The 21,740-nt window shown below is 42.5% G+C and carries 24 protein-coding genes; 23 read left to right on the forward strand and 1 reads right to left on the reverse strand.

The window, feature by feature from the left end:
* Nucleotides 1-6: 6 nt before the first annotated feature.
* From PJ15_RS09985 to madM, 23 genes are all read left to right on the forward strand, one after another.
* Nucleotides 7-501, forward strand: a complete 495-nt coding sequence (locus tag PJ15_RS09985; RefSeq protein WP_005259954.1) for a type IV pilin protein — start codon at nt 7-9, stop codon at nt 499-501.
* Complete coding sequence (locus tag PJ15_RS09990) at nt 495-959, forward strand: type IV pilin protein (RefSeq protein WP_005259952.1); 465 nt, start codon at nt 495-497, stop codon at nt 957-959. The genes PJ15_RS09985 and PJ15_RS09990 overlap by 7 nt, the downstream gene beginning before the upstream one ends.
* A 320-nt stretch (nt 960-1,279) precedes the next feature.
* Nucleotides 1,280-1,783: a GspH/FimT family protein gene (locus PJ15_RS09995; protein WP_005259950.1), complete on the forward strand. Its 504-nt coding sequence runs from the start codon at nt 1,280-1,282 to the stop codon at nt 1,781-1,783.
* Nucleotides 1,780-2,265 carry a type IV pilus modification protein PilV gene (gene pilV / locus PJ15_RS10000; protein ID WP_005259948.1) on the forward strand — a complete coding sequence of 162 codons (486 nt, stop codon included), beginning with the start codon at nt 1,780-1,782 and terminating at the stop codon, nt 2,263-2,265. Before PJ15_RS09995 ends, pilV begins: the two co-directional genes overlap by 4 nt.
* Nucleotide 2,266: 1 nt before the next feature.
* A complete protein-coding gene (locus PJ15_RS10005) occupies nt 2,267-3,295 on the forward strand; it encodes a PilW family protein (protein ID WP_005259945.1) in 1,029 nt (342 codons plus the stop codon).
* The gene (locus PJ15_RS10010) at nt 3,292-4,023 is read left to right on the forward strand and encodes a PilX N-terminal domain-containing pilus assembly protein (RefSeq protein WP_005259943.1); all 732 of its coding nucleotides are present in this window, start codon (nt 3,292-3,294) and stop codon (nt 4,021-4,023) included. Before PJ15_RS10005 ends, PJ15_RS10010 begins: the two co-directional genes overlap by 4 nt.
* Before the next feature lie 12 nt (nt 4,024-4,035).
* Nucleotides 4,036-8,562: a pilus assembly protein PilY gene (locus PJ15_RS10015; RefSeq protein WP_047430357.1), complete on the forward strand. Its 4,527-nt coding sequence runs from the start codon at nt 4,036-4,038 to the stop codon at nt 8,560-8,562.
* 109 nt (nt 8,563-8,671) lie between these two features.
* Complete coding sequence (locus PJ15_RS10020) at nt 8,672-9,106, forward strand: type IV pilin protein (protein ID WP_406935476.1); 435 nt, start codon at nt 8,672-8,674, stop codon at nt 9,104-9,106.
* A gap of 163 nt (nt 9,107-9,269) precedes the next feature.
* Nucleotides 9,270-9,527 carry a 30S ribosomal protein S16 gene (gene rpsP / locus PJ15_RS10025; protein WP_004776006.1) on the forward strand — a complete coding sequence of 86 codons (258 nt, stop codon included), beginning with the start codon at nt 9,270-9,272 and terminating at the stop codon, nt 9,525-9,527.
* 16 nt (nt 9,528-9,543) lie between these two features.
* Complete coding sequence (gene rimM / locus PJ15_RS10030) at nt 9,544-10,092, forward strand: ribosome maturation factor RimM (protein WP_004776004.1); 549 nt, start codon at nt 9,544-9,546, stop codon at nt 10,090-10,092.
* 45 nt (nt 10,093-10,137) lie between these two features.
* On the forward strand, nt 10,138-10,878 hold the full coding sequence (gene trmD / locus PJ15_RS10035; RefSeq protein ID WP_005259937.1) for a tRNA (guanosine(37)-N1)-methyltransferase TrmD: 741 nt from the start codon (nt 10,138-10,140) through the stop codon (nt 10,876-10,878).
* Nucleotides 10,879-11,070: 192 nt separating this feature from the next.
* Nucleotides 11,071-11,442, forward strand: coding sequence for a 50S ribosomal protein L19 (rplS, locus tag PJ15_RS10040; RefSeq protein WP_004657502.1), 372 nt, complete (start codon nt 11,071-11,073; stop codon nt 11,440-11,442).
* A gap of 138 nt (nt 11,443-11,580) precedes the next feature.
* Nucleotides 11,581-12,474 (forward strand): tRNA pseudouridine(55) synthase TruB, encoded by an 894-nt coding sequence (gene truB, locus PJ15_RS10045; RefSeq protein WP_005259935.1) that lies wholly within the window; start codon nt 11,581-11,583, stop codon nt 12,472-12,474.
* A 12-nt stretch (nt 12,475-12,486) separates the two neighbouring features.
* Nucleotides 12,487-13,260, forward strand: a complete 774-nt coding sequence (locus tag PJ15_RS10050; RefSeq protein WP_047430363.1) for a sulfite exporter TauE/SafE family protein — start codon at nt 12,487-12,489, stop codon at nt 13,258-13,260.
* A gap of 160 nt (nt 13,261-13,420) precedes the next feature.
* Complete coding sequence (gene mdcA / locus PJ15_RS10055; RefSeq protein WP_047430366.1) at nt 13,421-15,100, forward strand: malonate decarboxylase subunit alpha; 1,680 nt, start codon at nt 13,421-13,423, stop codon at nt 15,098-15,100.
* Nucleotides 15,100-15,984 carry a triphosphoribosyl-dephospho-CoA synthase gene (locus PJ15_RS10060; protein WP_047430369.1) on the forward strand — a complete coding sequence of 295 codons (885 nt, stop codon included), beginning with the start codon at nt 15,100-15,102 and terminating at the stop codon, nt 15,982-15,984. The genes mdcA and PJ15_RS10060 overlap by 1 nt, the downstream gene beginning before the upstream one ends.
* A 2-nt stretch (nt 15,985-15,986) precedes the next feature.
* Complete coding sequence (locus tag PJ15_RS10065; protein ID WP_047430667.1) at nt 15,987-16,286, forward strand: malonate decarboxylase subunit delta; 300 nt, start codon at nt 15,987-15,989, stop codon at nt 16,284-16,286.
* Entirely contained in the window at nt 16,279-17,130 is an 852-nt protein-coding gene (locus PJ15_RS10070; protein WP_047430372.1) for a biotin-independent malonate decarboxylase subunit beta, read from the forward strand. The genes PJ15_RS10065 and PJ15_RS10070 overlap by 8 nt, the downstream gene beginning before the upstream one ends.
* Complete coding sequence (mdcE, locus tag PJ15_RS10075) at nt 17,127-17,954, forward strand: biotin-independent malonate decarboxylase subunit gamma (protein WP_047430375.1); 828 nt, start codon at nt 17,127-17,129, stop codon at nt 17,952-17,954. Before PJ15_RS10070 ends, mdcE begins: the two co-directional genes overlap by 4 nt.
* Nucleotides 17,945-18,553, forward strand: coding sequence for a malonate decarboxylase holo-ACP synthase (locus PJ15_RS10080; protein WP_155766458.1), 609 nt, complete (start codon nt 17,945-17,947; stop codon nt 18,551-18,553). The genes mdcE and PJ15_RS10080 overlap by 10 nt, the downstream gene beginning before the upstream one ends.
* Before the next feature lie 12 nt (nt 18,554-18,565).
* Nucleotides 18,566-19,510, forward strand: a complete 945-nt coding sequence (gene mdcH / locus PJ15_RS10085) for a malonate decarboxylase subunit epsilon (protein WP_047430379.1) — start codon at nt 18,566-18,568, stop codon at nt 19,508-19,510.
* A 40-nt stretch (nt 19,511-19,550) separates the two neighbouring features.
* The gene (gene madL / locus PJ15_RS10090) at nt 19,551-19,952 is read left to right on the forward strand and encodes a malonate transporter subunit MadL (RefSeq protein ID WP_004657521.1); all 402 of its coding nucleotides are present in this window, start codon (nt 19,551-19,553) and stop codon (nt 19,950-19,952) included.
* A gap of 39 nt (nt 19,953-19,991) precedes the next feature.
* Nucleotides 19,992-20,753, forward strand: coding sequence for a malonate transporter subunit MadM (madM, locus tag PJ15_RS10095; RefSeq protein ID WP_005259911.1), 762 nt, complete (start codon nt 19,992-19,994; stop codon nt 20,751-20,753).
* Between the two features lie 54 nt (nt 20,754-20,807).
* Here the strand turns inward: madM and PJ15_RS10100 are convergent, their stop codons facing one another.
* Nucleotides 20,808-21,725 (reverse strand): LysR family transcriptional regulator, encoded by a 918-nt coding sequence (locus tag PJ15_RS10100; protein ID WP_004775986.1) that lies wholly within the window; start codon nt 21,723-21,725, stop codon nt 20,808-20,810.
* Between the last annotated feature and the right edge of the window lie 15 nt (nt 21,726-21,740).

Raw genomic sequence — 21,740 nt, forward strand, 5'->3', positions numbered from 1 at the left:
TGAGTCATGTTAAATAAGAGATTCACTCCTTCTAAGGGTTTTACTCTAGTTGAACTGATGATTGTTGTGGTTATTGTCGCTATTTTGGCGGCAATAGCGATACCGAGTTACCAGTTATATGCCCGCCGAGCTCAGGCCTCTCAAGCTCAGCAAGAAATACAGCGGCTGGCAACAGAGCTGGAAAAGCATAAAAGCCGTAATTTTAATTATATTAACTTTTCGATAGTGCCCAATGCATCTCCAGCTACGAATCAGGTGGTTTTACCTGCAGGTGCAACAGGTGCAGCAATCAAATATACAATCACTGTGCAAGATGGCGATGATCCGACAAAAACACTCTTTGCGAATGGCGTTAATGGGCAAAGCTGGACCATTCGGGCACAAGCTGCTGATGCAAAAAATTGGAGTTTTGTTCTGAACAGTAATGGTCTACGCTGTAAAAGACAGGATAAAACTATTGCGTTAGATTGCTCAGGATCTGGAGTTGAGTCAACATGGTAAAGCAAAACAGAGGTTTTACATTAATTGAGTTGATGATAGTCGTGGCCATTATCGGGATTTTAGCTGCGATTGCTTACCCTTCATATCAAGAATATGTTCGGAGAACCAAACGTGTTGATGCACAGGCAGATATGATTGAGCTTGCCGGACGTTTGCAACGCTACAGAATCGCGAATTTTACATTTTTAAAATCCGATGGTACCACACCGATCGCAATTGCTGATGTTGGGCATACGGGTACACTGCCAGAATCAGGTGGCGCAGCGTTATATACCTTGGCTTTATCCAATGTTACTGCTGGCACATGGACATTGACCGCAACCCCAACGGGAGCGCAAATAGGGGATGGTCACATCGTTTTAAACCATCGAGGAGAGCGCTGCTGGACCAAAGGTTCTGATAAAAATAGTGGTACCGCCTGTGTTCCATCCGCAACTACTAACTGGGACGGTCGCTAACTTTTTATAACGATGATTGGCAAACTAGAGAAAGCAAACCCAAAGAGGTTTGCTTTTTTTATGAATAATTTTTGATGTTATTTAACATTATTGACAATAATAACAAGTGAATGTGATCAAATTATCACTTATCTGCTGTTCTATACCTTTTATCCCCTAATGGTAGCTTTTCGTGTATTTTAGGTTGAGATTGATAACTAAACATGAAAACAATCACGAAAAATAGTGCTTCTCTCATTTATATAATGAATTGATTTTACTTACTTAAAATACTTGAGAGCGCTGTTACAACAAAAAGATTTGTGCATATGGAGGACTATATGCAACAAGCCCATTACGACGCGGAGCATCGCGCTTTATCTTGTGCACAGGCCAAACCTTGCTCGGGATTTACGATGGTTGAACTGATCATTACCATCGCTATTTTAGCAATTATCGCTTTAATGGCTGCACCTTCATTCGCCTCCATGTATAACCGCCAAAAGTTAGAGTCCTCTGTACGTGAACTGACGATGAAGGTTTCTGAAGCAAGAAGCCAAGCAGTTCTACTCCGTCAAAGCACTGGTATATGTCTAGCATCTTTATCAATCGATGATTGTGCAACTGCAATTTCGATTCCCAAAACTGAAACACAACGAATTTTTATTGCCCGTTTAGAAAATGGCGTGTCTCAAACAAATGCCTCAGCCACAAGTCTCAGTTTTAGAACCAATGGCAGCATTGCTGCACAAAAAGACTTTATGTTAGAGCGACAAGGTCTTTCTTATTGTGTTCGGGTCGGTGTCATTGGGGATACCATTATCACGGAAGGAGCCTGCCCATGAATATAAAACAACAAGGGGTTGGACTGGTTGAAGTCTTGGTCGCGCTGGTTTTATTAGCGATCAGCGTATTGGGTTTTGCTGCTTTGCAGTTACGGGCGGTGGATTCCAGTCTGGAAGCCAATAAGCAGGTGATAGCACTCACCATTGCACGCGATCTGGCAGAGAAAATGCGTGCAAATCCACAGGCGACCCGAGCAGGGAAATATAAGGTTGCAGCAGTAGAGGTGCCAAAAATAGCAGTATCAAATGTAGCGGATAAACCTGAAAAGATCGCGCTACAAGATTTACAAAATGCTGCGCTACAAGCCAAAGATAGTGGAATGAATCTCGCTGTGGATCAATGTCCAACTGGAAATAACCGACAATGTATTTATGTCGCCTGGGACGAGACCAATCTGGCAGGAAATACTGGAATTGCTTCATGCATAAAAGATGGGGCTTACGTTTCAGGATCACATTGTCTATTTCTGGAGGCTTATTAAAATGGGAAGAAGCCTTGCAGATTTTAAGCCATATACCAACAGTCAATCAGGCTTTACATTGATTGAGCTAATGATTTCACTGACTTTAGGTTTGTTGATTGTCGCTGCGGCAATTCAACTGTTTATTACTGGGATTACCAGCTATAAATTACAAAAAGCCATGGCACATATTCAGGACAATGCCAGTTTGGGCTTGAATTTTATTGTTGATGATATTCGTAAAGCCAATCTGAGTTCGCCTGTACCCGCCGTTAATGACCAGATTGGTTATGCGGGAATTTTGCTGACCTCAAACAATGTTGGTGAAAAGATTGATCTGAATTGTGCAGATTGCTTTGCCAATAATCAGCTCACCAGTTTTGGTAATGCCAATGTGACGGGCCTAACCAATGATCAATTACTCATCCGTTATCAAGCGCCACAAGGTGGGTTGGACTGCTCAGGCAAGGATGTGAGTAGCGGAACATTTGTGGTACAGCGCTACTATGTTGATTCTACTGTAAAAGATTCACGTAAATCTTTACGCTGCCAAGCTGCGCAATATAGTCAAACCTCATTGGATGCCAAGACATCGACTGATCGTTTAAAACTTGCTTGGGAAGATAGTCAGGTCATTTTACCTAATGTTGATTTCTTTCAGGTGCGTTTGGGGTATATGGATGGCGACCTCAATAGTGCAAATAGTACCTTGGCCTATGCGGATATTAAAAACTATATGGCCTTAAAGGCAACGTCAAAAAATATTGATGGAGTCACACAGGCTGTTCGGCCACATGTCCATGCCATTCAATTGGGAGTGCTAGTTCGTTCTGATGATAGAACGGGTAATCAGTCGATCATAAAAGAACGGAACAAAGAGCCATTTCAGGTCTTGGGGACCTCGGTGAAACTTACACCGACTTATCAGGATAATTATTTACGTCAGGTCGTGAATCAAACGATCTCTTTACGAAACGCAATGGGTTGGGTTTCGGAAGGTTGTGATAGCAGTAAGACTACAACCTGTACAAATGGGGGGGCTGGAACATGATTCAGGCTCAACGTGGTGCGACACTCATCGTTGTACTCATGATTTTATTAATGATTACGATTATTGGGACGCTAGCGATACGTCAAAGTGTGAGTTCATTAAAGCTGGTGAGTAATCATCAGATCCAGACTCTGCTGGCCCAAAATGCGGACGCAGCATTGATGTATTTTCAAGATCCCAACACTCAACAAAATTTAGCCTCTGCAAATGGCATTGTGGGATTCTTTAAAAACGAAAATAACAAAGATGCAGAACTCGTATTTTGTTTTTCAGGAACGGATCCATTTGCATTAAGTAAAGCGGGTTATCGGCTAAATAGTCAGTCTTTTAATATTAATAGTTCTGGTGCAGGTGCATGTACAGAGGCTTCAGCAAAAACTTCAAGTGGCCGTAAACAGGTTGTGACTCAGGTTTATATCAAAAGAGCCTTAACACCAACGTCACCTTTTGCAGACCTATCTCGTGGTACAGAGGTAACAGGGGCAAAAACTGAAAACAATATTCGCTTGCGTGTCTATGTTGTATCGGTAATGCAGGGATTATTAACGGCCGATGCTTTATTTAAAGCCGACAATGATCCTGACAAAGGTTGCCTGACGAAAAGCATAGACAATAATGGCGTCAATGCTGTTGCCGCCTGCCTAAAACAAAATACAGAAAAGCCAATATATAACATACAAGTCGCAGAATATCGTTTCTTGTCTGACTTTGAACCTACAGGTTCATAAGGGAGAAATGCCATGAATAATAAGAAGATGAAGAAACTCAACAGGTGTGAAGAACAACAAAAGAACAAAGTTAAAGGCCTGCTGTTGGGTTGTACGGTATTGTCTAGCCTTTTAATCCTGTCATCGGTGACATCGGCCAGTGATATTGAAATTTATCAACCTGCAGCGGGCAATAAAAAACGATTAATGTTGATGGTAGATCAGTCTCGTAGTATGGGGGGAGCTGGTCTTTTGGATCTGGTGAAAGATTATCCACTGTGTGTAGATCAAGGTGTTACGGATGTACTGGGCAAAAACGGATTAAATCTCGGTATAAAAATTGCGGGTCAGACTGATCTAATTAATGTCACAAAAGAAGCAACTGATCTTATTAATCAAGCAATTTTGAAAGGCGTGCTCGGCAATGGACAAGGGCAGGGAATTTTAGATTCTATTGCTGAAATCAAAACTGAACAGCCGAATACAACTTATCCATTCCCGCGCCAATCCTGTACGGTCGTAACTACAGATGCAACCGTCAAGCTGTTAGATAATTTATTGAATGGTCTATTAGGGGTAAAAACAGGTTTATCGGCAGAACAGTATATTCGTGAAACCTGCGATCCGTTGATTGATATTAGTTTACTCAAATCCATTACCAATTCATCTACTGTGGGAATCTATCGTTGCTATGATAAAAACTCCCGCGTCCGTATGGCGCTGACTGATGTGTTAAAAGGTAAGAAGGGTGAGGCGGGTCTGCCAGATATGGAGCGGATACCTGATAGCACTATGGTCGGGTTATCAATTTCACCTTATAACCATATTGCGAATGATCGTGCTGGGGCAATTGTATTTGAGCCTAAATTGCTGAGTGATGTCTATACCTATAACGGAAAAACACAGAGTCATCGTCAACATATCATTGATTATATTGCTAGCGCCAATATGGACTCAAAAGGTGAGTTTAATTTACAAAGTTTATTGGCTATTGTTCCTAAGCTGGTGGGTGGTTTGCTGAATGATGTAGTTGCGACATTAGGAAAAATTTTAAGTAATCCATTTGATGCAGTAGGTGAGCTCTTAAATTTAGAAAATACGAACAATGCATTAAAAGATGTTTTGAATATGCTGGGGTTAGGTGGGAACAACCCAATGGCAAGTACTTATGCAGAAACAGGAGCTTATTTACTTGGCAATACCACCAAAGGGACTGGAGCAAGACAATATGGAAAACGTAATTATCTTCTTAAATTAGGAGGTTTGGGAATTCCAACAAGTTATAAGTGTACTGGATGGGAGGCAGATGGTACAACGTGTGCAAGTGGACAATGGGAACTTGTTGGGCTTTTAGGTCTAGGTAATCTAGATACGAATGGTTATAAATCTGTTGATGCGAATTTGCTCAATGTGTTGGGGATATTAAGTGTAGGATCACAAGAAATATTTTATGAATATCGCTCAGATGTTAGTGCGAAATATAGCGGTTTTACTGATAGCCAAAAGAATAACAGTACAATTAATCCATTGATTAAAAGTAATGGTAATTTTTATCAAGCACCTTCAACTGCTCCACAATGTGATGCAAATGGCTTAATGGTCATTGCTGGCGGTGTACCGACAATAGCTCCAACTTTAACTGACTCTTTATTACAACCTAAAGGCAGCCAATCCGAAGCGACTAAGGTCGCAATGGAACGTTTAATGGCGCGTTCTTTGGATAACTCTCAGAGTTTAAATGTTCAATATAAAGATGGACGTTTGAATGATAGTTGGAGCTTTAGATGTAATTCAACAGATTTGAAGTCGACCACCCTAGGTAATAATAAGAACTCAAATGACAATACTGACTTTGCGACATGGCAGTGTATCGGCGCCTATGCACGTGATATTCGCGCACTAAAAACGAATCCAATTAAGACGGCCGTGATTGGACTTGATCGCTCTTTCTTGCAACTTCCTGACTATATCGCTGGGCAAGAAAATAGCACTGATACTAAAGGTTTGACCCAGATTTCAAGTACCAATGTTGCACAGGATCAGTTGTTAACGGGTATTGTGCCAAAAGCAGTAAGGGATCTGCTTGGCGTAACGGGTTCTCTATTAGATGGTTTATTACCGAATAGTCTGATTGGTAGTGGCCTAACAACTGGAATTACCAGTTTGTTAGATCGTTTATTACCGCGTAATCCAGAAGATATCAAGAATATGGCACGTTGGGGTGTGATTGGTGGTGGTGGCTGGTATAACGCAGCCAATAGCCAGAATATTGCACAAAGTATTAAAGACTTTCACGATAATTTAGGTGTAACAGACGGTGATCCGATTGGTTTACAAACCATTCCTGAAGATCCACTTACGCCTTATCGTATGAGTAATGATGTTTATAAAAGTATGTTTGAACCAACTGAAAAAGCCAGTTGGATAGGTAACTTCAAAAAATACTATGTTGAAACAGACAATTCTGTGAATAAGCTGAAAGATGCCTGGGATATTTCAGCAAGCAGCTATGATGTTCAGGATTGGAATAAGGGCGGGTTGCTTGCCAAGCTCAAAAATCTGAAAAATAAAACGGATAATTCAGATCCGACCAAGCCGATCATTACAGAGCGTAAAGTTCTGATCAATCGCGACTGTCAGCAAATTGACAATACAACCGCCTATCAATTCACTGAGGTGGGTGCCTTAAAGACAATTAATAATAAGTATCTGGACGTTAAATGCGGTTCTGGAACTACAGTCCGTTCAGATGATAAAGGTTATCTGCTTATGAATCTGTTGGGATATAACGTGGGTAATGCCGCAACCACAGCAGACCTGACTGAAGCAAATCGTACCAACTGGAAAGTGGGCATGAACCTGCATTCAACACCTGTTAAATTGACTCAGGAAGCTGTTTTTAATGCAGATAACAGTGTTAAAGAACGCAAGGATTATATGTTATTTGGCACCACACAAGGTTTGTTGCATGTCGTTGATGCCAAAACGGGTGAAGAAAGCTTTGCTTTTGTACCCAATGAAATGCTGGAAAATACCCAACAAAGCAAAGCATTTTTAGAAAAACCAGCTGGCGTAAAAGCAGATATGGCATACGGCATTGATGGTGCATGGACTATTTATAGCGAATATGCTTATGGGATGAAAGCAGTAAGTAGTGGCAGTGTCAGCAGTGAAATTGTCGCGACTGTTGGTGAGATCAAGAGCGATGGTAAAGTGGTCGCGAAAGGCAAACAAATCGCCTATGGTGGTTTACGTATGGGAGGGCGTAGTTACTATGCCTTAGATCTCAGCGATATCAGTCAACCTAAACTTAAATTCCACATTGATCCAGATCGCAATCGTATTATTAGTCTGCAAGCTGATGGAACCTATAAAACCACAACCAATACGGCTTTAGCTGCAATGGGACAAAGCTGGTCTAAACCGACCATTACCAGCATCATGTATAAAGGTGCAGCAAAACGCGTCATGATTGTTGGTGGTGGCTATGATATGGAATATGAAAAAACCGCACCAGTGATTTCAAATGCAACCAAAGGACGTATGGTGTATATGTTCGATGCAGACAATGGTGACCTGATCTGGTATGCAGGCGGCGATAATCAAAGCACATCATGTGGTTCAGGTGATACCAATCATGGCATGAAAATGAAAGACTTATATAGTGTTGTGAGCCGTATCAATGCAGTTGACCGAGACGGAGATGGAGTGACTGATCATCTTTATTTTGGTGATTTGGGAGGTCAAGTCTGGCGGATCGATTTGAGTAAAGATTTCGGAACCAAAGATGGCGGATGTGGTAGTTACAGTATGCTGTTTAAAGATGCCAATAGCCGTTTCTATGAAGCACTAAACTTTAGTGTATACGGCTATGAACAACCCCTTGCTGTGATTAGTATTGCATCAGGAAATCGCAGCCTGCCATATAGCGATAAGAATTCAAGCAGCACTGTTTATAATCTTTTTGATCAGGATGTGGTTCGTCGTAATTTCTCCACTGCAAGTAGCAGTAATAGCACGCCAAAATTTTTAGCCACGGATATTAAAGCAATGCTGACAGCAAGTGAACTAAAAGGCAAAAATCTGGTACAAGTGAAGGCCATGATTCCAAATGGCTGGTATGTACAGGCAAATAGTGTGGTTGGAAAAGAACTGGATGCTCAGGGCAATGAAACTGCTTTAACCAGTCAGACTGGAAGTAAGGTGCTGGGTGAAATGGTGGTGATGAATAAGAGCCTCTATGTCAGCGTCTATAATCCAAACACCACTGCAGGGAATGGTTGTAAAATTCAGGCCAATGGCGCAACTACAGTGCAACGTTATTGCTTACCTTTTGGTGTATGTGAACAAGATGTCAAAGATACCACGATGAGTTTTGGGGCTGGGCATGGAATTGTTGAGTCGATGGTGGGTGCGGGTATTGGACTGGGTGACAAAAATGGAATTACACGTCAGCTGCTCAATCCAAATGCCAAAGACAAAATCGGAAGTAGCAAATTATCTGCGAATACCATGCGTCGCCAACTGGTTCCACTGACTTGGTATGAACGTAATGAATAAAAGGAAGCGATACTATTATGTTGCCTTAAGAGGAAGGAGAGATGTGCACTCTCCTTCCTGCGACGAGCGTAAATTAATTAAAGCTACAGGCTTCACTTTGATTGAACTGATGATTACGGTGGCAATCATTGCGATTATCGCAGCGATCGCTATTCCGAGTTATCAGGTTTATATCCGCCGTGCAGAACTATCTACAGCACAACAGGAAATGCTAAAGGTTGCAGAGCTGCTGGAAAAGCATCGGGCGCGTAACTTTAGTTATGATGGATTTGTACTAAAAGGCACATCTACAAATCAGGGACCTTATTACTCGGTAGCGAATGCAACCAATAACAGTCTACTTTTACCTTTAGACGCAAGCAGTGGCAAGCAGAAATTTACCCTTACCTTAACTGTGAATGCTCAAACATGGTCTTTAAAAGCAGTGAGCCAGAGCCCGCGAAATTATTCATTACTTTTGACCAGTGCGGGCATTAAATGTAAGACCAAAACACCTGCAAATATTACAGCTCAAGATTGTGGATTAGATAAAGAAGACTGGTAAGCCAGCAGATTTTATCAATTAAATTCAAAGCTGTGGATAAGCCGAAAAATAATCTTTATTTCAAAGTCAATTTAACGTAGAATATCGCCCTCTATGAAAGGGGTTTGAAGTGTTGCCGATGGTCGGCGCAGGGATAATCCGTAAAAATTATAAGGTTGTTCTCATGGTTGTTATTCGTTTAGCGCGCGGTGGTGCAAAAAAACGTCCATTCTATCAAATCGTTGTAACTGATAGCCGTAACGCACGTGACGGTCGTTTCATCGAACGTATTGGTTTCTTTAACCCAACTGCACAAGGTAAAGCTGAAAAAGTTCGTTTAGACGCTGACCGTTTTGCTCACTGGGTTGCTCAAGGTGCTCAACCTTCAGAGCGCGTTGCTTCTTTAGCTGCTCAAGCTAAAAAAGCTGCAACTGCTGCGTAATAGTAGTAGGTAGCCCATGACATCGACACAGAATGTGCCAGAAGATCGTATTCAGATTGGACAGTTACGTTCAGCTTATGGATTGAATGGGTGGCTCTGGGTTTATTCAAATACTGAACCTATGAGTAATATGTTTGACTACCTTCCTTGGTACATTGAGACCAAGGCAGGTTGGCAAACAATAGATGTGAAACGTTGGAAACCACATGGCAAAGGCTTGGTTGTTGCATTAAAGGGCGTAAATGATCGCACTGGTGCAGAAAATCTGGTTGGCGCAAATATCTGGATTGCCAAATCTCAGCTTCCAAAAGCAGATGTAGACGAGTACTACTGGTCTGATCTTAAAGGTCTAACGGTGTTAGGTCTTGATGATGAAGAACAAGAAGTCAATCTCGGTCAAATCTACGAACTGTTTGAAACAGGTGCCAATGATGTCATGGTCGTTAAAGCGACTGCTGACAGTGTTGATGCTGAAGAGCGAATGATTCCGTGGCATAAAGATGTGGTACAACGCGTTGATCTTGAAGCTGGTCGTATTTACGTCAATTGGGGCGTAGACTACTAATCCTTTTAGGGAAAGTAGCGCAGCAGGAAAATAGAGGAGTCTGCGGTGTTTTTTGCAGTCATCACATTGTTTCCTGAAATGTTTGAAGCGATTACAGCGTACGGGATTAGCGGACGTGCAGCAAAGCGTGACATCGTGCAAGTGACTTGCATTAACCCACGAGATTTTGCTGAGGGCAATTACAAACGGGTGGACGAACGTCCTTTCGGTGGTGGCCCAGGTATGGTGATGATGGCTGAGCCTTTGGCAAAAGCAATTAATCATGCCAAACAACTTGCTTCACAAGCAGGCTGTGTTCATGCCCCAGTGGTGTATATGTCACCGCAAGGCAAAACCTTAAATGAGCAGGCAGTACAACAATTCGTTGATTATGATGGTTTGATTGTATTGTGTGGGCGTTATGAGGGCGTCGATGAGCGTTTAATCCAGCATTATGTTGATCAAGAATGGTCAATCGGGGATTACGTTTTATCGGGTGGTGAACTTCCTGCCATGGTGTTGCTCGATAGTATTATTCGCCGTTTGCCCAATGTTATGACTGACGAGCAATCTGCGATACAAGATTCTTTTGTAGATGGTCTTCTGGATTGTCCACAATATACAAAGCCTGACCATTTCGAAGGGTTAGATGTGCCTGAGGTACTTAAATCAGGACATCATGCCAATATTGAGAAATGGCGTTTTTTGCAGCGTTATCAACGAACTTTAGATCGTCGACCAGAACTGGTTGAAAAAGTAGAGTTGAGCAAACAGCAAATTAAATGGTTAAAAAATTCGAAAGGTTAAACTGGTATCAGTTTATCTTCGCACCCAACGAGAAGCTTCGCTTCGAGTTCTACTTAAACTTGGTTTAAGTTAAAAATAGGCTCTTTAGGACGTTTGTCTTAAGGGGAAAGTTAAACGGGAAATATGCGCTTTAGCCTCTATTCCCAGCGGTGTCAGAGACCTCTTCTCTCCCGCACATATTGGAGATTCCACATGAGTGGTAAACATCCTTTAGTTCAAGCTGTTGAAAATGCACAGTTAAAATCAGACATCCCTGCTTTTGCACCGGGCGATACAGTTATCGTTCAAGTTAAAGTAAAAGAGGGTGACCGTGAGCGTCTTCAAGCATTTGAAGGTGTTGTAATCGCGAAGAAAAACCGTGGTTTAAACTCTGCTTTCACAGTTCGTAAAATCTCTAGCGGTGTTGGTGTTGAGCGTGTTTTCCAAACTCACTCTCCAATCGTTGCTAAGATCGAAGTGAAACGTCGTGGTGACGTTCGTCGTGCTAAACTTTACTACCTACGCGAGTTGTCTGGTAAAGCTGCACGTATTCGTGAAAAGTTACCAGCTCGTAAACAAGGTTAATTTTAACTTTGTTGTAAAGCAAAAAAATGCGCCTTTGGCGCATTTTTTTATGTCTGTTTGTGCTTAAAAGCCAATCCTTTTCTAAATCCTTGACCTAGTTTTGCTAAAATAGGTCTTTATGCTTTGATTTTTCTTTTTATGAAAAAAAGTGCTTACCGCCATTTAAGCGGTGTTTTCCTATTAAATAAGCCTTTAGGTTTAAGTTCTAACTCAGCATTGCAAAAGGTGCGTCGTCTTTTTAATGCTCAAAAGGCAGGGCATACAGGTGCACTTGATCCATTGGCAACAGGACTATTGCCCATCTGTTTAGGTGAGGCGACCAAGTTTTCGCATTATTTACTCGATTCAACCAAACGCTATCAAACTACGGTCAAGTTAGGGCAAACCACGGCGACGGGTGATGTTGAAGGTGAAATTCTCCAGCAGAGAGAAGTACCAACTTTAACGGCAGAAAGTATTGAACAGGTGCTGGCGCAATTCAGAGGCGATATTCAGCAAGTACCACCAATGTATTCAGCATTGAAGCGTGAAGGCCGTCCATTATATGAATTGGCACGTAAAGGCATTGAGATTGAACGTGAAGCACGTCCAGTTACGATTTATGATTTAAGCTTAGTTGATTTTACCGAAGATAGCCTGACGCTAGATGTGACCTGCTCGAAAGGCACATATATTCGTGTATTGGGTGAAGATATTGGTGAAGCTTTGGGATGTGGTGGGCATTTAACCAAGTTGCACCGTACCCAAACCGGGCATTTTGAAATTAATCCAGATTATACCATCGAATATCTTGAAGGCCTGACTTTAGAACAACGGGATGCTTTATTGCTACCTGTGTATGCACCCGTTGAGCATTTTCCGCGTGTGCAATTGCCAGAAGGCCGTGAAAAATATTTTGGCAATGGTCAGGAAAGTAATATTGATCATGAAGCTGCGCCTGAAGTACTGGTTTTCGATGGCGAACGTTGTCTAGGTCTGGCTGAAATCACAGATAAAAAACGTTTGGTACCAAAACGCTTGTTAAATTTATAAAAGGTATTATCCATGGAATGGGAACTGATTCTGACACTGGTGTTCTTTGCTTTTTGTGCAGGAACAATTGATGCTGCCGTAGGCGGAGGTGGGCTGATTCAGATTCCCGCATTGATGGGCGCTTTACCGCAGACCGCACCAGCCACCTTATTTGGAACCAATAAGCTGGCATCCATTTTTGGGACAGGCTCTGCTGCATTTTCATTTGTACGTCGGGTGAAATTGCAGTGGTCGCTGTTGGGCGTGATTGCACTGTTTGCCTTTATTAGCTCCTTTATTGGTGCAGCATGTGTATCATTGATTCCGACACATATCTTAAGACCCATTGTCTTGGTCATGCTGATTGTGATTGCGATTTATACCTTCGCCAAAAAGCAGTTTGGGCAAGTCCATGTCGATCAACAAATCACGCCAAAATTATTGGTACTGGCTGCAATGGGTAGTCTAGCCATTGGTTTCTATGATGGTATTTTTGGCCCTGGTACGGGCAGTTTCTTTATTTTCTTTTTTATTCGTTTTCTACAGGTCGATTTTTTACATGCTTCGGCATTGGCAAAGATTGGCAATTTAATGACCAATCTGGCGGCATTAAGCTTCTTCATTCCAACTGGTCATGTGCTGTTTGAACTAGGCTTGATGATGGCGGTTGCTAATATTGCAGGCTCATTATTGGGTGTACGTTTGGCTTTAAAATATGGCAGTGGCTTTATCCGTATTTTATTCCTGATTTTGGTGAGTATCTTGATTTGTCGATTGGGATATCAGATTTTGAATGGAACATCATAAATATTTTAATAAATAAAGGCTTAAACCCTTTGATATTACAGCGATTTCTGAAAAACCATTAACTTCAGGTTAATAACCAGCGCTGTAGGTTGATTGATCAAAATTTCATAAAGCGCTTTTATAGATTCAGAATAAAACTGTGATCTATAGGTAAGTACACATGGAAGGCTCAGTTCAGAATAAAGAACGGTTATGGACAAAGCGGCGTCATGCTAAACAGCTAAAGCTGGATATGGCAAACCAATATACCGATGGTGTGGTCATTCCAACTCAAGACATTATTAAAGTCTTAGAAACATTGATTACACCGGGCGACAGAGTTGTACTCGAAGGCAATAATCAAAAACAGGCAGATTTCCTCTCGCGTTCTTTAGCGCAAACCAATCCAGATGTTTTGCATGATCTGCATATGATCATGCCAAGCGTTGGTCGTTCCGAACATCTAGATCTATTTGAAAAAGGCATTGCACGAAAACTGGACTTTTCTTTTGCTGGTCCCCAGAGTTTGCGCATTAGCCAGCTCATTGAAGATGGTTTATTGGAAGTCGGTGCGATTCATACTTATATCGAACTGTATTCGCGTTTGGTGGTCGATCTAATTCCAAATGTGGTGCTGTCGGCGGGCTTTATGGCAGACCGTCATGGCAATATCTATACAGGGCCAAGTACCGAAGATTCTCCTGCACTCATTGAACCAGCGGCTTTTAGCGACGGTATCGTGATTGTTCAGGTGAATGAACTGGTTGATGACGTCTCAGAGTTACCACGTGTCGATATTCCTGCCTCTTGGGTTGATTATGTGGTTGTGGCAGACCAGCCATTTTACATCGAACCGTTATTTACTCGTGACCCAAAACACATTAAGCCTGTGCATGTGCTTATGGCGATGATGGCAATTCGCGGAATTTATGAAAAGCATAATGTGCAATCTTTAAATCATGGCATTGGTTTTAACACTGCGGCGATTGAACTGATTTTGCCGACCTATGGCGAGTCTTTAGGTTTAAAAGGAAAAATTTGCCGAAACTGGACATTGAATCCGCATCCAACCTTAATTCCAGCAATTGAAACGGGTTGGGTTGAAAGTGTGCATTGTTTTGGTACCGAACTCGGTATGGAAAAATATGTTGCAGCTCGTCCCGATGTTTTCTTTACAGGTCGTGATGGTGCGTTACGTTCCAACCGCATGATGTGTCAACTGGCAGGTCAATATGCGGTTGATTTATTTATTGGTGCAACGTTGCAGGTTGATGGCATGGGTCATTCTTCGACTGTGACCAAAGGGCGTTTAGCGGGCTTCGGTGGAGCACCAAATATGGGGCATGATCCGCGTGGACGTCGTCATGATACGCCAGCGTGGCTTGATATGCGTTTGCAAGGTGCCAATGAAACAGAAACCTATTTGGCACGTGGTAAAAAGTTAGTTGTTCAAATGGTGGAAACCTTCCAAGAGGGTGGCAAGCCGACTTTTGTAGATCGTCTTGATGCCATTGATGTGGCTAAAACGGCAGGTCTACCTTTAGCCCCAATCATGATTTATGGCGATGATGTCACCCATCTACTGACCGAAGAAGGCATTGCTTATCTATATAAAGCAAGCAGCCAAGAAGAGCGTCAAGCCATGATTGCTGCGGTGGCAGGCGTGACCAGTATTGGTTTAAGCCAAGACCCTAAAACGACAGCGCGTTTAAGACGTGAAGGTTTGGTGGTATTTCCTGAGGATTTAGGCATTCGCCGCACCGATGCAACGCGTGAGCTGTTAGCTGCGAAAAATATTGCCGACTTGGTGACATGGTCAGATGGTTTATATCAACCCCCTGCAAAATTCAGGAGTTGGTAATGATGGCACAAGTTCAATATCAAACACTCAGCGATAGTCAGCTTCTGGCAGATATGGCGGTCGAGGCTCTGATTGATGAAGTGAATCTGACACCAAAACCTGCCTTGGTTGATCGCCGTGGTAGTGGTGCACATGATGATCTCACTTTGGACTTAATGGAGCGCTCTGCAAAAAGTTTACAGCCCATGTTCGAGACAATGGCTCAAGCCGCAGTGCATCACGGGAAAGTTTGTTTAGCTTTGCGTGAAGACATTGGTGAAATTGGCCGCCAAGGTGAAAAAGTCATGATGTTGGCGACAGATGGCGTCAATACACATCGCGGTGCAATTTGGGCCTTGGGTTTAATGGTGACGGCGGCAGCATTGGCACGTACCAATCAACAATATTTATCGGCTGTTGAGCTATGTCAGTTAGCAGGTCAGATTGCCCAGCTTGAAGATCGTTTTATTCCTGAGCAGGCTTTAAGTCATGGTCAGCAGGTACAAAAGAAATTAGGCATCTTAGGCGCCAAAGAACAGGCTCAACAAGGTTTTCCAACGATTGTGAATTTTGGTTTAAAGCAGCTTTATCAAAGTCGCAGTAAACCTATGAAAGAAGCGTTCGCTCGTCTAGATGCCTTGCTTGCCATGATGACTGACCTGACCGATACCTGCGTGCTTTATCGCTCGGGCATATCGGGTTTAAAGCGTATGCAACAAGGGGCACAGCAAGTACTGGATTTGGGCGGAAGCTCAAGCTTGGAAGGCCGACGTGCTTTGCATCTTTTAGAGATTGATCTGCTTCGTATGAAAGCTTCTGCCGGCGGTGCTGCAGATTTGTTGGCAGCAACCTTGTTTATAGATCGTGTTGAGCAGTCAACTTTAAAAAATAAAGAGGGATTTTGATGATGGAAACACTTCATTTTGAGTTTGTTGCGACAGAGCCACCTGTAAAAAAAGCATTGGTTGGATGTGTGGGCTCGGGTGATTTAGAAATTTTGATGGAACCTGGCGAGAAAGGGAAAGCTTCTATTCATGTCGTCACTTCGGTAGATGGTAGTGCGGCACGTTGGCACAATCTGTTTGAACGAATTTTTACTGCACAAACACCGCCAGCGGTCAAAATTGATATTCATGACTTTGGTGCAACCCCCGGTGTGGTTCGCTTACGTCTGGAACAAGCATTAGAGGAGATTGCGCATGACTGATATCGAGAGCTTGTTAAATAAACAGGATTTTATTGAACTCAGCGCAAGGGAACGTGCCAAAGCATTGTTAGATAAAGGCACTTTTCGAGAGTTGCTTGATCCGTTTGCACGCGTCATGTCACCTTGGCTGATTCGGCAGAATATTGTCCCGCAAGCCGATGATGGCGTGGTGATTGCAAAAGGTTCTATTCAAGAACAGCCAGTAGTTTTAATTTCAATTGAAGGTTTATTCCAAGGTGGAAGCTTGGGTGAAGTTGGTGGTGCCAAAATTGCGGGCGCTTTAGAGCTTGCGGTTGAAGATAATCTCAAGGGTATTCCTACTGCTGCAATTTTACTGTTAGAGACGGGTGGCGTTCGTTTACAAGAGGCAAATCTGGGTTTGGCTGCAATTGCTGAAATTCAGGCCGCAATTGTGAATTTACGTCAGTATCAACCCGTGATTGCTGTGGTTGCTGGGAGTGTCGGGTGCTTTGGTGGTATGTCAATTGCTGCTGGATTATGCAGTTATATTGTGATGACGCAAGAAGGCAGATTGGGGTTGAATGGCCCACAAGTGATTGAGCAGGAAGCAGGCATACAAGAATATAACGCCAAAGATCGTCCATTTATTTGGAGTATTACAGGTGGTAATCAGCGCTTCGCCAGTGGTTTGGCCGATGCTTATGTTGATGATGACCGTAATATAATCCGTCAACAAGTGATTGATTATTTGCAACAAGGTTTGCCTCATCAACATCGCAGTTCAAATTACGCATTCTATTTAGCGCAGCTACAACAAGTCGATACTGCCGAGCAAATTACTCCGGCACAGGTTCAGGCTTTGTATCAAGGAGAGCAAGCATGAATATCGCCGTTGATACATTAAAAGCATCTACTCGTGGTGCACATTGGTTTAAAGCATTTACACAGGACTTTAAGACAGTTGAAGGTTTTCCAGCTTCTGTTTGGGTGGCTGATGGTCTGATCGATCAGCAAGCAGTACGTGTGATTGCAGTTGTCCAAGACAGTAATAATCTGTTCCCACGCGCGAGACAAGGTGAAGTTGGACTGCTGGAAGGCTGGAATTTAGCAAAAGCAGTTGATGACGTGATTCAAGCCGATGCTCAGACTGAAAATAAACGCGGCATTTTATGTTTGGTTGATGTCCCGAGTCAGGCCTATGGGCGCCGCGAAGAATTATTAGGTATTCATCAAGCTTTAGCGGGTGCAGTAGATAGCTATGCTAGAGCTAGATTAGCAGGCCATCCTATTGTCAGTTTATTGGTTGGTAAGTCGATGTCGGGTGCTTTCCTGGCGCATGGATACCAAGCCAATCGTATTATTGCCTTAAAAGATTCAGGTGTTATGGTGCATGCGATGGGTAAGGAATCTGCTGCACGCGTTACCTTGCGGTCGGTTGATGAGTTAGAGCAATTGGCATCAAGCATTCCGCCAATGGCTTATGACATTGAAAGTTATGCCACGCTTGGTTTGTTATCTGAACTGTTATCTGTCGAAAACCCTGAACAACCGACAAACGAAGATCTTTTGTTAGTGAAGCAGATAGTTGCTCGAGCATTTAAAGAGATTCATGCTGAGCCGTCCAGAGGTCTGGAACAACGACTTCACGGACAAAATCGTCAGATGTCTAAAAAAGTCCGTGAATTATTGCGTGAGCAATGGTCATGAAACTTAAACTCGAAGCCCATGATTTACTGTGGGGCATGACGGTCGATTGCTTGGCTGATGATGCTCCACTTTGGGTGAGAGAGGTGTTATTACGAGGCGATCCTGTTGTCGTTCGACGGGCAATTACTCCTGTAGATCAGGTGGCTGTGGGTGTAAGAGGGCAATTTCGTCATCAACGCTATGCAGCTCAGATGCCACGATCTGCAATTAGCAAACAGCTTAAGCCAGAAGCGCTGACTCGCGTAGATACGCAACAGTTTGAGCACTTGGCAGAACGTTTACAGAGCATTTCTAGCATTATGAAAAACTTTTCAGGATGTTGGGGGTATACAGGAAGTTTCGGGTTTGAGCTAGCAACTGGCATTAAAACGGTAACTCAGCAAAGTGATATAGATTTGTTGATTCGAGCTGAACAACCTTTTGCCAAAAAGCAGGCAATTAAGCTACTCGAAAATTTTCAGCAAGTAGGGCTGAATGTGGATATACAGCTTCAACTTCCACAAGGTGGATTGGCGTTAAAAGAATGGGCTGGGAATCGTGGAAAAGTTTTATTGAAGCGTCCTGATGGTGCTGTTTTAGTAGAAAACCCATGGAATTAGGGAGTAGGTATCATGGCTTCGATTTGGGTGTATCCAGGACAGGGAGTGCAAAGAAGCAATATGCTGCACGACCTGCCACAAACGACTCTGATTAAAGAATACCTTGAGCGTGCATCGGATGCACTTAAAGAAGATGTCTTGTTGTTGGACAGCTCGGCTGCATTGCAATCGACACGTTCAGTACAGCTATGTTTACTGATTTCAGGTGTGGTGAGTTCAGCCCTATTAACTGCTGAAAAATTAATGCCTGATTATGTCGCGGGTCTATCGATTGGTGCTTGGTCAGCTGCAGTTGTAGCAGACGTTTTAGCCTATGAAGATGCTGTTCGTTTGGTTGCCTATCGTGGTGAACTTATGCAAAACGCCTATCCTTCGGGATATGGCATGACCGCATTAATAGGTACAGATCGCACATCTGTTGAGAAGTGGGTGAATCAAGTTTATGAAATAACGCCACAGGTTTTTGTCGCCAATATTAATGCACATAACCAGATCGTTATTTCAGGTCGCTTTGAAGCCATGAACCAAGTTGCAGTTTTGGCGAAGCAACAAGGTGTAGTGGCAAAAAAATTAGATGTATCGGTGCCATCGCATTGCGAATTATTAAGTCAGCAAGCTGAGCAGCTTGCAGCGTCTATGGAGGGAGTGACTTTAAAGCAGCCTAAAATACGTTATTTAAGTGGTACAACGGCGCGTACACTTGGCAGGCCAGAACAGATTGGTGATGACTTGGCTTTTAATATGAGTCGCACTGTAGATTGGGAAAGCACTATTCAGGCGGCATGGGAACGAGGTGTCAGATTACAGATTGAAGCTTTACCGGGAACGGTACTGACGACACTTGCACGTCGAACTTTTCAAGAAGGAACTGTATTGTCATTTCAGGGAACGCGCTTAGATAGCATTCGAATGGCAATGCAAAAAGAACAGGAAAATCAGATTTCTATGGGAATGTGATTTAAAAATGTAAGTAATCCAAGGATATGAGGGATTTACAATGATTATATATGGAACAGCAATTTTAGCGATTTGTCATTTACTCGGTGATTATCTTGGCAATACCTTAGGCGTCCTTATCGGGGTAAAAGCCAATGTGGGTGGTGTCGCCATCTCTATGATTCTTTTGATTCTCGCTAAAGAATTATTAGCAAAAAAAGGTTATTTACCACAGGTGACACAGTTTGGAATCTTATATTGGTCCGGTATGTATATTCCAATCGTGGTGGCGATGTCGGCAGGGCAAAATGTGGTTGCAGCGTTATCTGGCGGTATGTTGGGACTGATCGTTTCTATTACCTCCCTGATTGGGACGGTGCTGGTTATTCGCCATTTAAATCGATTAAGTGGTGATTATGAAACCTATGAATGGACAATAGAAGGCACTGAAAAAGCAGCATAAATAATCCTCACGATAATGAATAACAAAAGGACTTAAACAATGGACGAGTTAATTACGGTATTTACAAAAAATGCTTTGGTGACTGCACTTGCGGTCACAGGTTTGATGATGTTTGTATCTCATCTGCTGTCAAAATATTTGACCAAAGGAAAACTGCAAAGCTCAGCAATCGCCATTACTTTAGGGCTTGTGGTGGCGTATTTTGCAGGCGTCTATACACAAGGTACAAAAGGGATTTCTGATATTGCTATTTTCTCTGGCTTTGCGCTGTTGGGCGGTGCAATGATCCGTGATCTGGCAATTGCATCGACTGCGTTTGAAGTGGATGTCAAAGAAGTCAAAAAAGCAGGAAAAATTGGCCTGATTGCACTCACGCTTGGCTGTATTGTTCCTTTTGTAATTGGTGTAATGGTTGCATGGGTTATGGGATATCGAGATCCGATTTCCATGACAACGATTGGCGCAGGCGCTATGACTTATATTGTGGGTCCAATTACAGGCACAGCCATTGGTGCAAGTTCAGATGTGATTGCGCTTTCTATCGCAATTGGCCTGATCAAATCGGTGTTCTTTATGGTTGGCACACCACTCCTTGCAAAATTCATGTATCTAAAAAGTCCACGTTCAGCCATGGTCTTTGGTGGGCTGGCTGGCACAACCAGTGGTACAGCCGCAGGATTGGCAGGTACAGATGTCCGATTAGTTCCTTATGGTGCATTAGTGGCAACCTTTTATACAGGTCTAGGCTGTTTACTTGGCCCATCTGTCTTTTTTCTCACGGTAAATGCAATTTTCGGCTAACTAATCAAGCATGAATATTTGCAACTTATTCATTTGTTATAAGTTGCTTATCATTCATTTCTGCACATGAGAAGCAAACATACGGCACTCTGCAATTAATGCCAGTAAATTGGGATCACGTTCCTTACTTTTTAGAAATACCAGCCCAATTTCCTGTTGCAGATGGTATTGCTGTTTTAAAGGAATGAGCTTAACTGAGCTTTCATATACCGCAGAAATACGGCCGGGCAAAAGAGCAAAACCAACGCCTGAGCTAACCATACTGATTAAAGTAAAAATATCATTGAGCTGTAAGGCGACTTTAGGTGAAAAACCAGCTTTTTTAAAAATGAAATCACTGTCATTATGGGTGGCAAAGCCCTGAGTTAAAGTCAAAAAGGTCTCTTCTTTGAGTAGACTGAGATCAATTTCCTCAAAATCAGCATATTTAGAGTCTTTATTTACCGCTAAAAAAATATCATCACAGAACATCGGTAAAATTTCAAAGTCATCATCTTGTGTTGTTTCATTAAGTGCCACAATAATGGCATCAAGTTCTGTAGTTTTAAGCTTTTTCACCAGATCCTGATTGGAACTAAGAAGTAATTGAATATCGAGTTCACTACGTCTTAATTTGAGTCCGCTAATCACATTGGGAATCGTTTTTACGGTTAAAGAATAAAGAGAACCTAAATGTAGAACTTTGGCTGCAAAGCCCGCAGCTTCTCTGGTTTTATTTACCGTAATAAAAATGTCCTGTACGATTTTTTGCGCACGTTCTTCAAATACATAAGCGCTCTTTAATGGAATTAAATTACGACCTTCATTTTTAAAAAGTGGACAACGTAGGGCACTTTCCAGTGAGTGTAAGGCTTTATGAACACTGACATTGCTGAGCTGCATTTCAGTTGCTGTTTTGGAAAGATTTCCACAACGCATAAAAGCCAGAAAGATTTGTATTTTTTTAAGGGTGAGCTCTTCATCAATTTCCATATCAATCTCCAGTTC

Origin of the sequence: Acinetobacter sp. neg1 (genome assembly GCF_000788125.1) — a bacterium.
In the GTDB taxonomy this organism is placed as follows: domain Bacteria; phylum Pseudomonadota; class Gammaproteobacteria; order Pseudomonadales; family Moraxellaceae; genus Acinetobacter; species Acinetobacter vivianii.

What these genes read in the sequence shown, in the direction of transcription:
- rplS (WP_004657502.1), top strand. Translation starts at nt 11,071, where the DNA reads ATGAGTGGTAAACATCCTTTAGTTCAAGCTGTTGAAAATGCACAGTTA.
- rpsP (WP_004776006.1), top strand. Translation starts at nt 9,270, where the DNA reads ATGGTTGTTATTCGTTTAGCGCGCGGTGGTGCAAAAAAACGTCCATTC.
- mdcA (WP_047430366.1), top strand. Translation starts at nt 13,421, where the DNA reads ATGGAAGGCTCAGTTCAGAATAAAGAACGGTTATGGACAAAGCGGCGT.
- PJ15_RS10100 (WP_004775986.1), bottom strand. Translation starts at nt 21,725, where the DNA reads ATGGAAATTGATGAAGAGCTCACCCTTAAAAAAATACAAATCTTTCTG.
- pilV (WP_005259948.1), top strand. Translation starts at nt 1,780, where the DNA reads ATGAATATAAAACAACAAGGGGTTGGACTGGTTGAAGTCTTGGTCGCG.
- mdcH (WP_047430379.1), top strand. Translation starts at nt 18,566, where the DNA reads ATGGCTTCGATTTGGGTGTATCCAGGACAGGGAGTGCAAAGAAGCAAT.
- PJ15_RS09990 (WP_005259952.1), top strand. Translation starts at nt 495, where the DNA reads ATGGTAAAGCAAAACAGAGGTTTTACATTAATTGAGTTGATGATAGTC.
- PJ15_RS09995 (WP_005259950.1), top strand. Translation starts at nt 1,280, where the DNA reads ATGCAACAAGCCCATTACGACGCGGAGCATCGCGCTTTATCTTGTGCA.
- PJ15_RS10065 (WP_047430667.1), top strand. Translation starts at nt 15,987, where the DNA reads ATGGAAACACTTCATTTTGAGTTTGTTGCGACAGAGCCACCTGTAAAA.
- PJ15_RS09985 (WP_005259954.1), top strand. Translation starts at nt 7, where the DNA reads ATGTTAAATAAGAGATTCACTCCTTCTAAGGGTTTTACTCTAGTTGAA.
- truB (WP_005259935.1), top strand. Translation starts at nt 11,581, where the DNA reads ATGAAAAAAAGTGCTTACCGCCATTTAAGCGGTGTTTTCCTATTAAAT.
- madL (WP_004657521.1), top strand. Translation starts at nt 19,551, where the DNA reads ATGATTATATATGGAACAGCAATTTTAGCGATTTGTCATTTACTCGGT.
- PJ15_RS10070 (WP_047430372.1), top strand. Translation starts at nt 16,279, where the DNA reads ATGACTGATATCGAGAGCTTGTTAAATAAACAGGATTTTATTGAACTC.
- mdcE (WP_047430375.1), top strand. Translation starts at nt 17,127, where the DNA reads ATGAATATCGCCGTTGATACATTAAAAGCATCTACTCGTGGTGCACAT.
- PJ15_RS10015 (WP_047430357.1), top strand. Translation starts at nt 4,036, where the DNA reads ATGAATAATAAGAAGATGAAGAAACTCAACAGGTGTGAAGAACAACAA.
- PJ15_RS10060 (WP_047430369.1), top strand. Translation starts at nt 15,100, where the DNA reads ATGATGGCACAAGTTCAATATCAAACACTCAGCGATAGTCAGCTTCTG.
- madM (WP_005259911.1), top strand. Translation starts at nt 19,992, where the DNA reads ATGGACGAGTTAATTACGGTATTTACAAAAAATGCTTTGGTGACTGCA.
- PJ15_RS10050 (WP_047430363.1), top strand. Translation starts at nt 12,487, where the DNA reads ATGGAATGGGAACTGATTCTGACACTGGTGTTCTTTGCTTTTTGTGCA.
- PJ15_RS10005 (WP_005259945.1), top strand. Translation starts at nt 2,267, where the DNA reads ATGGGAAGAAGCCTTGCAGATTTTAAGCCATATACCAACAGTCAATCA.
- PJ15_RS10020 (WP_406935476.1), top strand. Translation starts at nt 8,672, where the DNA reads ATGATTACGGTGGCAATCATTGCGATTATCGCAGCGATCGCTATTCCG.
- PJ15_RS10080 (WP_155766458.1), top strand. Translation starts at nt 17,945, where the DNA reads ATGGTCATGAAACTTAAACTCGAAGCCCATGATTTACTGTGGGGCATG.
- PJ15_RS10010 (WP_005259943.1), top strand. Translation starts at nt 3,292, where the DNA reads ATGATTCAGGCTCAACGTGGTGCGACACTCATCGTTGTACTCATGATT.
- rimM (WP_004776004.1), top strand. Translation starts at nt 9,544, where the DNA reads ATGACATCGACACAGAATGTGCCAGAAGATCGTATTCAGATTGGACAG.